Origin of the sequence: Nonomuraea sp. NPDC048916, assembly GCF_040649575.1 — a bacterium.
Taxonomy (GTDB): domain Bacteria; phylum Actinomycetota; class Actinomycetes; order Streptosporangiales; family Streptosporangiaceae; genus Nonomuraea.
The window spans coordinates 45,389-58,889 of record NZ_JBEZFS010000013.1 but is presented as its reverse complement, the minus strand read 5'-3'; the positions used below and the strand labels follow the sequence as shown (position 1 = coordinate 58,889).

Below are 13,501 nucleotides of genomic sequence, written 5' to 3'. Positions count from 1 at the left end.
TCAGGTGCGGGCCGTATACCGTCGCCAAGACTGAGATGTTCCGGCAGTCGAAGGCGGCGAGTGGTGCGGTCGTGGGCGCAGTTACCGGTCGGCCGGCCCGTGTGGCTCGACGGCGCCGACTCCGAGGCCGTCGCGCTGGCGATCGACCCCCTCCCTGACGACGCCCCCGCGATCGTCACCTACCTGCCGGCCGTCGCCCGCTCCACCACCGGCTTCGTCTCCGCCGCGCTGTGCGAGCTCGAACGGGCCGCCGTCGCGCTGTTCCCCGCGTGGCTGCCCGGCGCCGAAGGGCTCGACGGGCCCGGCGGCGCGGGCGTGCCCGCCGTACGCGCCCTGGCCCTGCGCCGGGCTGCGGCCAGCGACCACTTCGGCCCGTTTCTAGCCGACCTCGCCGAGCTGGCACTGTCGGCCCGGACGGCGCCCACCAGGTTCTCCCCCGAGACGCGGGCCACCGGGCTGGCCCGGGTGATCGCGGCCAGCTTCGGCAGGTCACGCGCGGCGCTCCTGGTCGACGTGCCCGGCGGGCTCTCGCCGGCGGCGCAGGAGGTGCTCGTCGCGGGCTGCGAATGGCTCGCCCAGCGCGGCGAGCTGGGCGTCTGGCTGACCGGCGCCCCGCTCGACACCGTCGACCGCGTCCAGCGCGTGACACCCCCGCCCGACACCGTGGACCACCTTCGGCAGGCGACCACTCCCCTGTCCGTCGGGGTGCCGCGACCGGCCGTCGAGGAGGCGCGGCCGAGCGTGAGCTATCCGGCGGTCGCCGGGAAGCCGCATCCGGGCAGCCGGAGCGAGCAGGCGCTCGAGGCGGCGCTGGCCGGGTGCGCCTGGGCCGCCGGGCGGGCCTGGAACCAGACCTACCGGCCGCACCCGCTGGCCGGGCCGATCAGGGTCGACCTCCTGTGGCAGGACGAGCGGTGCGTCGTGGAGATAGACGGCCCCGAGCACCGCCGCCCCCGCGCGTTCGACGAGGACCGGCGCCGCGACGTACACCTCCAGCTCGCGGGTTACGCCGTACTTCGCTTCACCGATTCCCATGTGATGACCGACCCGCAAGCCGTGGTCCGCCAGATCGAGCTGTACCTGCGCAGCCGTCGCCGTGGAACACCGGAAGGATGAGCAATGCCAGAGCGCGCACTGTCGCTCCCCGAATTCACCGCCCTGGTCGTCCTGGCCGTGGAGGCGCGTGAGATCTCCAACAGCGAGCTCAAGGAGCGCCGCGGGCTGACGATCGACGGTAGGAAACGGCTCCGGCTGAACGAGCTGAAGCTGGTCGACAGCTGGAAGCAGGGCCGCGTGTTCGTCCACGTGCTGACCGACTCCGGCTGGGCCCGCCTGGCCGAGGACCTGCGCACCGGCGCCGTCCCCGCCTTCACCGGCTCGTCCGGGGTGCTGGCCCGGGCGCTGCTCGGCTGGCTGCCCGGCTTCCTGGAGCACACCGACCAGCGGCTCGCCGACGTCTTCCAGCCCCACTTCCAGCCCCACGAGACACCGGCGGCGCAGCCGTACGACCTGGAGTCGCGCATCCGCGCCGCCTACGGCGAACTGGCCGCCTCGCCCGGCGCCTGGGTCAGCCTGACGAGGCTCCGCCCGCTCCTGGGCGACGCGCCGAGGCGAGAGGTCGACGAGGCCCTCGTCCGGATGGAGCGCCTGGCGGACGTCAACCTCGTCCCCGAGTCCAACCAGAAGACCCTCACGGCGCAGGATCGGGAGGCGGCCGTCAACATCGGAGACCAGGACAAGCACCTGCTCTGGATCGGCAAGCCGTGACGGCCCCCGGCACCGACGCGCTGGAGGCACTCAGTTTCAACTACACCGAGGGCGCCGACGACGTGTGGCGCCGCTCCGACTTCCACGTGGAGGGCCTGCACGGCGCCTCCACGAAGGTGCTGCTCGACGGCCTGGCGGAGGCCGCGAACCGGCCCGACGCCAGCCCCATCGGCGTGGTCGTGCAGGGCCAGCGCGGCGCGGGCAAGACGCACCTGCTCGGCTGGATGCGCGAGCGGACACAGCGGGAGGGCGGCTACTTCGTCCTCGCCGGGCTGCTGGACGCCAAGGGCTTCTGGGAGAGCATGGTGGTGTCCCTCCTCGACAGCCTCGCGCGCGAAGGGGAGAACGGCGAGAGCCAGCTCAAGGTGTTCCTGTCCCGCCTGGCGGCGGCGGTCGACGTGCCGAGGATGGTACGCCGGGCGGTGACCGGCAGGAAGTCCGTCACCAGGGACGAGCTCGACACTTTCATCGGCGCGCTCCGCCGCTTCGACCGGCAGGTCGGCAGCCTGGCCCAGGACGCCGCGCGGGCGCTGGTGCTCTACGCCTCCGACGACCTCGGGCAGCAGGACCTCGGCGAGGCGTACCTGTCGTCGGTGCCCGAGGAGGAGCCGGGAGAGCGCGCCCGGTGGGGCATCCGGCAGGTCGACCGGACCCCACAGGAGATCGTCAGGGACATCTCGCACCTGCTCGCGCTCACCGGCCCCACCGTCGTCGCCGTCGACCAGATCGACGCGCTCGTCGCCCAGTCGCTGACCTCGACGGACCCCACGACGGCCCACGACCGCGGCGAACGCCTCATGATCGAGCGGATCGCCGGCGGCCTGATGGCGCTGCGCGAGTACACCCGCCGGACCCTCACCGTCGTCTCCTGCATCCCGGCGACGTGGACCCTCATCGAGAAGGTGGCGACCGACACCGTCCGCGACCGCTTCCGGCAGGCCGCGCCGCTGATGACCATCTCCGACGCCGAGACCGGGCGGCGGCTGGTGGCCAGGCGGTTCGAGGTGCAGTATCAGGCGGCCGGGATCGAGCCGCCGTACCCGACGTGGCCGGTGCGGCCCTCGGCCTTCGAGTACGCCCCCGGCTTCACCCCGCGGCAGCTGCTCATCAGCATCGACGGGCACATCCGGGCCTGCCTGGCCGAGGGGGAGGTCAGGGAGCTGGACGGCTTCCCGCGCACCACCCCGGCCCCTGCGACGCCCACCGCCGACGTCACGGAGCTCGCCGACATCGACGCCCTGTACGCCAAGCTGCGCGACGCCGTGGCGCGGCCCGTGCCGGATCCGGCCGCCGAGGACGAAACCATGCCCGCCCTGCTGTCGGCCGGGCTGTCCGCCTGGATCGCCGAGCAGGGCGACGCGGGGCGCGAGTTCAGCCAGGACCCTCCGCCCAGTTCCAAGCCGCCCCTGCACGCGCGGCTCCGCCGCACCCTCGACGAGGCCACCGAGGACGAGGTGCACTGGGGGTTCCGCGCGATCGGCGCGGAGAACGCCATCGCGGCGCTGAACCGGGTGCGCAAGGCGTCCGTGGCCGCCGGGCTGGACGCCGACGTGCCCAAACGGCGGCTGTTCGTGCTGCGCAACACGCCGTGGTCGAAAGGCCGGCGCACCCGGGAGGTCATCGAGGCGTTCGAGCGCGCGGGCGGCCGGACACTGGCCGTGAGCGACGACGACCTGCGCGAGCTGACCGCGCTCAAGGAGCTGTTCGCGGCCGGCCCGCCGCACCTGCCCGCCTGGCTGGCCGCCCGCAGGCCCACCCGCCGAATCGCCTTCCTCACCGAGGCCCTCTCCGACCCCTGGACCGTTCCCGCTCCGGCCGCCTCGCCGGAGTCCACACCCGCCGGACGTACGGCCTCGGACCCCGCACAGGCCGCGCCCGCGTCCTCCCGGCGTGAGCCGCCGCCCTCGGGGCGGGCGGAGGGAGCGGCGCGGATCGTGGTCGGGCGGACGGTCGAGGACGGCGCGCCGGTGAGCGTCGAGCTGGAGGCGCTCAGGAAGCACACCGCGATCTTCGCGGGCTCCGGATCGGGCAAGACGGTGCTCATCCGCCGGCTGGTCGAGGAGTGCGCGCTGCAAGGGGTGTCGGCCATCGTGCTCGACCCGAACAACGACCTGGCCCGGCTGGGTGACAGGTGGCCGGAGGCGCCGCCGCACTGGGAGGACGGCGACGCGCGGCGGGCCGGCGACTACCTGGCGGGCACCGACGTGGTCATCTGGACCCCGAGGCGAGCGGCGGGCAGGCCGCTGAGCTTCCAGCCGCTGCCCGACTTCGCCGGCGTGGCCGACGACCCCGACGAGTTCGCCGAGGCCGTGGAGGCGGCCGTCGCCTCGATCGTGCCCCGGGTCAAGCTCAACGCCGCGACCGCCAAGGCCCAGCTCGGCCAGGCGGTGCTCAGGAAGGCGCTCGAACACTACGGCCGCTCCGGCGCGACGGGCCTCAAGGGCCTGGTCGCGCTGCTGTCGGAGCTGCCCGACGGCGTGAGCGAGCTGGCCGGCGCCCCGCGCATCGCGGCCGACCTGGCCCAGTCGCTGACGGCGGCGATGGACAACGACCCGCTGTTCGGCGGCGGCGGCGAGCCGGTGGACCCGGGACTGCTGCTCACCCCGCCGCCGGGCAAGCGGGCCCGCGTCTCGGTGATCAGCCTGGTCGGCCTCCCGGCCGAGGAGCAGCGGCAGAGCTTCGTCGGCCAGCTCCAGATGGCGCTGTTCGCCTGGATCAAGAAGCACCCCGCCGGCGACAGGCCCCTCGGCGGCCTGTTCGTGATGGACGAGGCGCAGACGTTCGCCCCGGCCGTCGGCGGCGCCACCGCGTGCCTCCGCAGCACGCTGGCGCTCGCCTCCCAGGCCCGCAAGTACGGTCTCGGCCTCGTCTTCGCCACCCAGGCGCCCAAGGGGCTGCACAACCAGATCCCCGGCAACGCCGCGACCCAGTTCTTCGGCCTGCTGAACGCACCGATCCAGATCAACACGGCCAAGGAAATGGCCCAGGCCAAAGGCGGCAGCGTGCCCGAGATATCCCGGTTGAGCTCCGGCGAGTTCTACCTCGCGCCGGAGGGCCGCGCCTTCGTCAAGACGCGTGTCCCCATGTGCCTGAGCCACCATCCGAAGGCCCCGCTCACCACCGAGGAAGTCATCACGAGGGCGGCGAAGTCCGCGTCATGACACCCACGCAGCTTCGCGCGTTCGCCGCGGTCGTCCGGCTGGGCTCGGTCAAGCTGGCGGCCGCCGAGCTCGAGGTCTCCGAGGCGGCCGTCTCCCTGCACATCGGGCAACTGCGCAAGGAGCTCGGCGACCGGCTGTTCACCAGGACGGCGTCCGGGCTCGCGTTCACGCCCGGCGGGTTGCGACTGGCCAGCCGCGCGGCCGAGTTGCTCAGCCTGCAGGAGCGCACGATCATCGAGGTCGGCCAGGCGGCCCAGGGGCGCAGGCTGCTGCGCATGGCCGCGTCGAGCATGTTCGCCGAGCACGCGGCGCCCGGCCTGATCGGGCTGTTCACCGGCCGGGCCGCCGACCTGGACGTGGAGCTGAGCGTGCACGACCCGCGGAGGTTCGGCGGGCTGCTGCACTCGCGGACCGTCGACGTGGCCATCGGCCCGAACCCCGGCAACGTCGACGGAACACTGTCCTGCAAGCCGTTCCTCAACTACCAGATCGTGGTCGTGTGCGGGCCCGAGCATCCGCTGGCGGGCCGCGACGTCGGCCCGCACCAGCTCCGCGACCAGACCTGGCTGCTCGGGCCCGCGGCCGCGACCGACGTCGGGGTCGTCCCCACGATGCTGCGCAGGCTCAACGTGCCGGAGGAACGCCAGCAGATCTACCAGAGCAACTCGGCGGCACTGGAGGAGGCCAGACGCGGCAGCGGCGTCGCCGCGGCCATCTCGTTCGCGGTGGCGCAGGACCTGTCGAACGGCCGGCTCGTCCGCATGTCCGGCCAGTCGCTCCGCTTCGACGGCGGCTGGGTCACGCTGACGCTGCCCGAGCGCGACGCGCCTCCGGCGGCGGCGGAGCTGGTCAGGTTCGTCACGAATCCGCGCGCCACCCAGGCCATGCTCCGCGGCCCCGGCGTGAACGTCGGCCGCTTCCGCCCGTCCATCCACATCACGCTCTGGAGCTAGGCGTACCGGCCTTCGAGAGACTGAGCGCGGAAATCGGCACAAGTTGATCTTCGTGTCGGTTCGGGACGGCAGGGCCGCCCAAGGCGGCATCGGCTGGGACCCGCCCCGCCTCTCGACTTGTCATCTGACAGCTGGTTTACCGAAGCCTCACAAAACCGTTGATCCTTACGAGCCGGACAGGTAGCGTCAACGGTCGGTGGCGATCACTTGTTCGAATTGTCACCGCCCACCCATGAGCAGATCTGGAGATGGCGAGATGAAGCGAGCGCCCAGTGTGTTAGCCGTCGGCCTGCTGGCCTCCGGTCTCATGGCCGCACCGGCCGGGGCCTCCAACGTGATGACCGATCCTCTGGCCTCTTCTCAAGCGGCCGCTGTCGAGGTGGCGACGTTCTGGCTTGGCGATGGTGGCGCCAACCTGACGAACGCCACCCCGTACAACGTCCAGACCGCCGTCGACAAGGTCGCTCCAGGTGGCGACATCCCCGTGGATACCAAGCCCGGCACCGTCCCGCCCTCGCCCCCGTCCACCGCGGGCGAAGCGAGGGCCAAGACGCCCGCCACCTTGGGCAAGGTGTTCTTCATCGGCGCCGACGGTCAGCCACACTGGTGCACGGGCACCGCCGTACAGTCGCAATACCGCAACCTCGTGGCAACCGCAGCGCACTGCGTATACGACACCCAGAGCTCTGACGCCACCCTCGGCAAGTGGGTCTTCGTTCCCGGCTACTCCAACGGCACGGCTCCACGGGGTCTCTACGTCGGAAAGCAGGTCTTCGGTCATTACGACTTTCCCGTATACGGCGACTACGACCGCGACTACGCCTTCGTCAACGTCTACAGCGGCGTCGTCTCTTCTCCCTCAGGTGGATTGACCAACTACGGAAGGCTGGTCGACAACGTCGGCGGACAGGGGCTGACCTGGAACCAGCCGCTGGGCTCCTCGGTCGACGTCTTCGGCTACCCGGCCGGCCCTCATCCCGACGGCAAACGGCCTTACACGGGGGAAACCATCGAATCGTCCAGCGGTCGCATGAGCGCCGCGAAGGTCCCCAGCTTGAAGGCCGAGGAATTCGTCGCCGTCGACTCGCCGTTCACCGGCGAAGGCTCCCTCGGCTCCTCCTGGATATCGCGCTATGACAAGGGCAGTGGCTTGGGCTACCTCAACGGCATCACCGTCAGCGTCGCCGACACCGATGGCAACCTGCGTTACGACACGAGCTTGTCCGCGTACTTCGATGGCGAACTGGCGTACATCTACTCCGCCGCCCGCGCGTCGTGGAGCGGCTCGATCCTGCCCGGGTAACGGGCGGCCCGGCATCCTCAGGAGAAACATCACGGCTCCCGTGAACCGGTAGGACCGCCACCGGGCCCCGCGGATCTGCGGGGCCCGGTGGCGGTCGAACACGAGTGCACTCGTTCAGCCTTCCACCGGGATCCCTACCGCCCGGACCTCGACCCGGTACGGCAGGAAGCACGCCACGGCGTTCGTGTGGTCACGCAGGCCGGCGGCCAGCAGCAGATCCCGCTGGGTGTGCAGGATCCGGTAGCGGGGACGGTCGGGCACGATGCCCGGGATGACGACGACGATCCACCTGCCCGACTCCTCCTTGCGCTTGACGTACTCGATGATGGGGCGGACCACCATGTGGTGGGGGCTCTCGATCACCTCCAGGTCGACTCCCGGGTTCCAGGCGTCCCATCTCCTGCGGAAGTCCTCGGTGGTCTCGGAGCTGTCGGAGGCCACGACCGCGATGACCTCGTGGCCGAAGGCCAGTGCCGTGCTGAGCGCCTTTTCCGTCAGGGCGCTGATCGCGTGCGTCGGGCTGATCGGGACGATGACCAGTTTCGACGCCGGATCGGGAGCGTGCGGCACCGGCTGGGGCCTGCCGCGTCGGAGCTCCTTGTCGACCTTGCCGTAGTAGCCCTCGATCCGGCTGAACATCAGCATCAGCAGGGGCACCACCACCACGACCACCCAGGCGCCCTCGGTGAACTTCGAGACGAGCAGCACCAGGGCGGCGATGGCGGTGGCCACGGCGCCCACACCGTTGAGCGCGGCCTTGCCCGTCCACCTCGGCGGGCGCCGCTGCGCCCAGTGACGGACCAGCCCGACCTGGCTGATGGTGAACCCGGTGAACACCCCGATGGCGAACATCGGGATCAGCCGCTGGGTCTCGGCGTCGACCGCGATCAGGAGCACCGCGGCCATGATCGCCACCGCGACGACCCCGTGCCGGTGGACGGGCCGCTCGGCGCGCAGCGAGAACAGGTGCGGCAGGCGGTTGTCCTTGGCCAGCAGGCTCATCAGCACCGGCAGGCCACCGAAGCTGGTGTTGGCCGCCAGCCCGAGCGCGAGCGCGACGATGATGTTGGCCGCGTAGTACAGCCAGCCCGTGCCGTAGGCGCCGGCCGTGAGCTGCGCGAGGATGGTGACGTCCGCCCGCGGGACCACGCTGTCACGCCGGATGAGGACGGCCAGCCCGACCAGCATCGCGGCCAGCAACGCGCCCAGCATCAGCTCCGTCCTTTGGGCGTGCCGGGCCCTCGGCGCGCGGAACATCGGGACGCCGTTGGCGATGGCCTCCACCCCGGTCAGCGCCGAGCATCCGGAGGAGAACGCCTTCAGGATCAGCAGCACGGTGACCGCCTCGTAGACGGGCAGGGGCTCGGATGTCCCGACCACCGCCGCCGGATGGCCCCGCAGCAGCCCCATGACCACGATGCCGAGGATGGTCACGATGAACAGCAGGGTCGGCAGCATCAGCACTCTCGCGCTCTCCGCGAGGCCGTACAGGTTCACCGCGGTCAGCACGGCCAGCCCCACCAGGCATGTTTCGAGGAGATGCGGAGCGAGGACGGGGAACGCGGAGGCCAGGCTCGCGGCGCCCGCCGTCAGGCTGACCGCCACGGTCAGGACGTAGTCCACGATGAGCGCGGCGGCGGCCAGCAGGCTGACCCGCCCGCCGAGATCCTGCTTGGCCACCGCGTACGAGCCGCCGCCGTCCGGATAGGCGGCGATCACCTGGCAGTAGGACGTCACCAGGATGGCGAGCAGGAGGGCGATGACGACCGTGATCGGCAGGGTGTAGCCGATGGCGGCGCTGCCCGCGGCGACCAGCACGAAGGCGATCGCCTCGGGACCGTAGGCGACGGAGCTGAGCGCGTCGAGGGACAGAGCCACCAGCCCCTGCAGGCTGGTCAGGTGCCTCTTGTCCCCCTCACCATGCCGAAGCTGGACCTTCGGCCCCCGCCGGCCGGCCAGCAGCCCGCTCGTCGTGGCGACCGCGCGGTCAGCCGGCAAACCCCGGTGTCTCGCGTGGCCGTCCGGGTCCCCCGTCCGCAAAGCCCCCGCCCGATCCCTGTTCGTGCGCCCCGAATTCCCCCGATGCCCTATACCCGCCTTCCAACCTTGGCTACCAGCGGAAACGCGATCCCGCGACTCCGCCGACCGCGCCGATCACGTCCCGCAGCGAGCCGAACGTGTGGGCGGGCAGCATCAGGTCGCAGTACGGCAGGGCGGCCGCCATACTCGCCACGCGCGGCTCGAAGCCGGGAGCCGCGGCCCGCGGGTTCATCCAGATCACCCGGTGCGCCCGGCGGCTCAGCCTGTCCATCGCGGCGCCCAGTTCCTCCGGCGGGTCGCCGTCCCAGCCGTCCGAGCCGACCAGCACGATCGCGCCCCTGACCTTCGCGCCGTGGTGCGACGCCAGCAGCGCCCGCACGTTGGTGGCGATCCGCGTCCCGCCGAACCGGTCGGTCACCCGCTCGGTGGCCAGCCCGACCGCCGCGGCCGCCGAACGGTGCGCGAGCACGGGCGTCAGGCGGGTCAGCGTCGTCGCGAACGCGAACACCTCCGCGTCCACGGTCACCGCCAGCGCGCGCATGAGGTGCAGGTAGGCCGACGCCTGCGCCTGCATCGACTGGCTGACGTCGCAGAGCATGACGACGCGCCGCGACCGGACGACCGGCCGCTTCCTGGCTAGCCGGAACGGCTCCCACCCGGTACGGCGCGAGCGTGCCAGTGTCGCCCGCACCGCGATCGCGCGTCCCCTCGGCGACACCCGGAACCTCCGGGCGCGCCGGGTCGGCCAGTCCGCCGCCGCCTCCTCCAGCCAGCGGCCGAGCAGCTCGCACTCCCGATCGCCGAGCTCCTCGAACGGAACGTCGGCCAGCCCCTCGGCGTCGCTCGGCAACAGCTCGGGCACCGCCGTCGAGCCGTCCGGACCCTCGGCCCCGGCGACCACCGCCGGAAGTGTCGTCCACGGCAGCCCGCCCGCGTCGTCACCGCCCGCCCTGGCGTCCGGCAAGGGGACGAACGCGTCATCCGAGCCGTTCGTCCTGGCGAGCGGCCGACGCCGGGCATGCGGGTCGAGCGCCGGGCCCACGGAATCGAAGATCGCCGCGAACGCCTCGTCGAAGATCTCGATCTCGGAGTGCCGTCGTACCAGGCTGATGCGGGCCGCCCAGTACAGCTCCGGCAGCGACCTGGGCTGAGCCACGTCGAGCGCTCGGACGAAGTCCTCGACGCCGGTCAGCCCCACAGGCACGCCCCGCTGCCGCAACCGCACGGCGAGCGAGGCGGCGAAGGCGGCCCGGTCGACGCCCGGCAGCATCGCCGGGCGCGTGGGGCGGCTACCCGACAAGGTTCCAGACGACGATCACGGCCACGACGACGACCACGATCCCGACGACGAGCGGTATCACCCTCTTGTACACGGACGCGCCCGCGACGGTCATGATGTCCAGCGGCTCCACCTCGTCCTGCTCGATGACCCGCTTCCCCCCAGCCGACGCCCCCGCAGAAGCGGCGGCGGACGACTCGGCCGGCACGGTCGCGGCGTCCGCCGCCGAACCGCCGGACGCCGCATCAGAACCGGCACCTGACGCATCGACCAGCGCGGTCGCGTCATCGGCGGGGGCCGGCGCGTCGGCATCATCCGCCGAGGCAGGCTGCCCGCCGGATTCACCCGCCCCCTCAGCGGACGCATCGAGGGACGACGACTCCGGAGCCGACGTAGGCGACGCCTCCGCCGACGGGGCGACCGGCGTGGTGGCGGTGTCAGCGGCGGCCAACGCAGCGGCATCATCCGCCGAGGCCGACGCGGCCGGCGTGTCGCCAGTGGACACGGTCCCCGACGCGGCGGCGGGCGCGTCGGCCGGCGTGTCGCCGCCTTCAGTGGCGGGCGCGGCCGACTTCTCGGGCGAGTCGGCGGCCGGGGCGGGGGTGGTGAGTTTGGCTTCGAGGCAGGCGACGAACTGGGCGAGGAGCTTGGCGGAGACCTCCTTGATCATGCCGCTGCCCAGCTGGGCGACCTTGCCGGAGATCTTGAGGTCGGTGTTCACGGTGACCACGGTGCGGTCGCCGTCGGCGCGAAGCTGAGCGGTGATGGCGGCGGAGGCGTTGCCCGCGCCCCGGGAGTCGCGTCCCTTGGCGTCGATGACGGCGCGGTGGTTGACGACGTCCTTCTCCAGGAACCTGGCCGTGCCGGAGTACTGCGAGACGACCGGGCCGACCTTCACCTTGATCTTGCCGGTGTAGACCTCGTCCTCCACGCCGGTGAGCTGCGCTCCTGGCATGCAGGGGGCGATCGCCTCCAGGTCCGTGAGCACCTCCCAGGCTCGTTCGACGGGCACGCCGACCGTGAACTCGTTATCGATCTTCATGTGGTGTCTCCTCAGGTCAACTGGTCGAGCGCGGCGGTGATGACATCGCGGTCGTCCAGGGTCTTCGCGACGGTGCTCAGCGTCCGCAGGACGTCCTCCCTGACCAGCTCGGTCGCGCCGAGCGAGGACAGCGCCGAGACCCAGTCGATGGTCTCCGCCATGCCCGGCGCCTTGTCCAGGTCGAAGCGGCGGATCCGGCCCACGAAGTCGGTGGCCGAGCGGATGAGCGCCTCGTTCGCGCTGGGCACCGTCCGGCGCAGGATCTCGACCACGCGCTCGGGGGGCGGGAAGTCGATCCAGTGGTAGAGGCAGCGCCTGCGCAGCGCGTCGTGCAGGTCGCGGCTGCGGTTGGAGGTCAGGACGACGACCGGGCGGCGTTCGGCGGTGAACGTGCCGAGTTCGGGGATGCTGATCGACGCCTCGCCGAGGAACTCGAACAGCAGCGCCTCGAACTCGTCGTCGGCGCGGTCGATCTCGTCGATCAGCAGCACGGGCGGCTGCGGCCCGCGGTGCCTGATGGCCTGCAGGATGGGGCGTTCCTGGAGGAAGTCCTCGGTGAACAGGTCGGCGTCGTTCAGCCGGTCGTGACGCGCCTCGGCCAGGCGGATGGCCAGCATCTGCCGCTGGTAGTTCCACTCGTACAGGGCCTCGCCGGCGGTCAGTCCCTCGTAGCACTGCAGCCGGATGAGCGGGGTGGCCAGCGCGCGGGCCAGCGCCTTGGCGGCCGTGGTCTTGCCGACTCCGGGTTCGCCTTCCAGCAGCAGCGGCCGGCCGAGGCTGAGCGCGAAGAACAGCGCCGCCGCGGTGCCGTCGTCGACCAGGTAGTCGATCTCGTCGAGGCGGCGCCGGATGTCGTCGGCCCCGGTGAACGCAGGGCTCGTGAGGCCGCCGCTTTCCTCCACTTCCTTACCGTCCTGCCGCCTGCGCGAAGTGATCGCGGCATCCCGTGCCGCAGAACCAGACGTCCTCGCCGTCCACGACCAGGTGCGGCGTGCCCGTGGAGACGGCCACGCTCATCCCGCACACGGGGTCGACCGCGAGCACGGGCGCCCCGGCCGCACCCGCCGGCGCTCCAGCCGGGTCGGACACCTCGGCCGGAGCGGGCGAACCGGCCGGAGCTGACGAACCGACCAAAGAGGGCGAACCAACCGGAACGGATGAACCGACCGAAGAGGGCGAACCGGCCGGAGCTGACGAACCGGCCGAAGGGGCCAGGCCGGGTGAACCCGCCGGAGCGAGGTCGCCGGTGCGGAGGGCGGCGACGATCTCGGCGAGGATCGACAGGGCGATCTCCGGTGCCGTGCGGGCGCCGATCCGGAGGCCGGCCGGCGAGTGGACCCGCCGCCGCTCGTCGTCCGTCAGGCCCATCTCGTCCAGCACCGCGGTGCCGCGCCGGTGGCTGGCCACGAGGCCGATGTAACCGGCGCCGGCGTCGAGGGCGGCCCGGATCGCGGTCTGTTCGTCGCGACCGTGGCTGGCCACGACGGCCGCCGCGGCGCCGGTGGGCGACTGCCCGTCCGCGGCGCGTCGTACGGCGAAGTCGACCGTCGCGGCCAGGTCGGCGAGTCTGACGGCGATCGGCGAGTCGCCCGACACCCAGAGCACGGGCGGCGGCAACAACGGCTGCAGGAAGATCTCCAGGGCGCCGCCGGACAGGCAGGGGTTCACCACGACCCGCGCGCCCGGCGAGTCGGGGAAGTCCTGCTCGTCGGAGGGCAGCACGCGCAGCAGGACGGTGCGGCCGTCCTGGAGCGCGCCGAGAGCGGCGGTGCGGACCGAGCTCTCGGCGCACTGGCCGCCGACGAACCCCTCGATGGACCCGTCGGGCAGGATGATCGCGTCGTCGCCCGGGCTGACCGCCGTCGGCAGCTGCGCCCGGACCACGACCGCGTGGACGAAGGGAACCCGGTCGGCGACCAGCTCCTCCATCCGTTTGGTGGACTGCATCGCGTCTTT

Annotated in this window: 10 protein-coding genes; 5 read left to right on the top strand and 5 right to left on the bottom strand. The window is 72.1% G+C overall.

All coding sequences use genetic code 11. The features are described 5' to 3' along the window. Positions 1 to 63: 63 nt before the first annotated feature. The 5 genes from AB0C16_RS15975 (at position 64) to AB0C16_RS15955 (ending at position 7,184) form a co-directional block, all read left to right on the top strand. Positions 64 to 1,116, top strand: a complete 1,053-nt coding sequence (locus AB0C16_RS15975) for a DUF559 domain-containing protein (protein WP_357683197.1) — start codon at positions 64 to 66, stop codon at positions 1,114 to 1,116. A 3-nt stretch (positions 1,117 to 1,119) separates the two neighbouring features. Next, the gene (locus AB0C16_RS15970; protein ID WP_357683195.1) at positions 1,120 to 1,767 is read left to right on the top strand and encodes a hypothetical protein; all 648 of its coding nucleotides are present in this window, start codon (positions 1,120 to 1,122) and stop codon (positions 1,765 to 1,767) included. Next, positions 1,764 to 4,928, top strand: coding sequence for a DUF87 domain-containing protein (locus AB0C16_RS15965; RefSeq protein WP_357683192.1), 3,165 nt, complete (start codon positions 1,764 to 1,766; stop codon positions 4,926 to 4,928). The genes AB0C16_RS15970 and AB0C16_RS15965 overlap by 4 nt, the downstream gene beginning before the upstream one ends. Next, on the top strand, positions 4,925 to 5,881 hold the full coding sequence (locus tag AB0C16_RS15960; protein WP_357683190.1) for a LysR family transcriptional regulator: 957 nt from the start codon (positions 4,925 to 4,927) through the stop codon (positions 5,879 to 5,881). The genes AB0C16_RS15965 and AB0C16_RS15960 overlap by 4 nt, the downstream gene beginning before the upstream one ends. Positions 5,882 to 6,137: 256 nt before the next feature. Then, positions 6,138 to 7,184, top strand: coding sequence for a hypothetical protein (locus AB0C16_RS15955; protein ID WP_357683188.1), 1,047 nt, complete (start codon positions 6,138 to 6,140; stop codon positions 7,182 to 7,184). 114 nt (positions 7,185 to 7,298) lie between these two features. Here the strand turns inward: AB0C16_RS15955 and AB0C16_RS15950 are convergent, their stop codons facing one another. The 5 genes from AB0C16_RS15950 to AB0C16_RS15930 all read right to left on the bottom strand — a co-directional run bounded on the left by AB0C16_RS15950 (position 7,299) and on the right by AB0C16_RS15930 (position 13,492). Continuing rightward, positions 7,299 to 9,182, bottom strand: coding sequence for an APC family permease (locus AB0C16_RS15950; RefSeq protein WP_357683185.1), 1,884 nt, complete (start codon positions 9,180 to 9,182; stop codon positions 7,299 to 7,301). Between the two features lie 112 nt (positions 9,183 to 9,294). After that, positions 9,295 to 10,524 carry a VWA domain-containing protein gene (locus AB0C16_RS15945; RefSeq protein WP_357683183.1) on the bottom strand — a complete coding sequence of 410 codons (1,230 nt, stop codon included), beginning with the start codon at positions 10,522 to 10,524 and terminating at the stop codon, positions 9,295 to 9,297. Continuing rightward, entirely contained in the window at positions 10,514 to 11,545 is a 1,032-nt protein-coding gene (locus tag AB0C16_RS15940; RefSeq protein ID WP_357683180.1) for an SRPBCC family protein, read from the bottom strand. The genes AB0C16_RS15945 and AB0C16_RS15940 overlap by 11 nt, the downstream gene beginning before the upstream one ends. A gap of 11 nt (positions 11,546 to 11,556) precedes the next feature. After that, on the bottom strand, positions 11,557 to 12,447 hold the full coding sequence (locus AB0C16_RS15935) for a MoxR family ATPase (RefSeq protein ID WP_357683177.1): 891 nt from the start codon (positions 12,445 to 12,447) through the stop codon (positions 11,557 to 11,559). Positions 12,448 to 12,451: 4 nt separating this feature from the next. After that, entirely contained in the window at positions 12,452 to 13,492 is a 1,041-nt protein-coding gene (locus tag AB0C16_RS15930) for an XdhC family protein (protein ID WP_357683175.1), read from the bottom strand. Positions 13,493 to 13,501 lie beyond the last annotated feature (9 nt).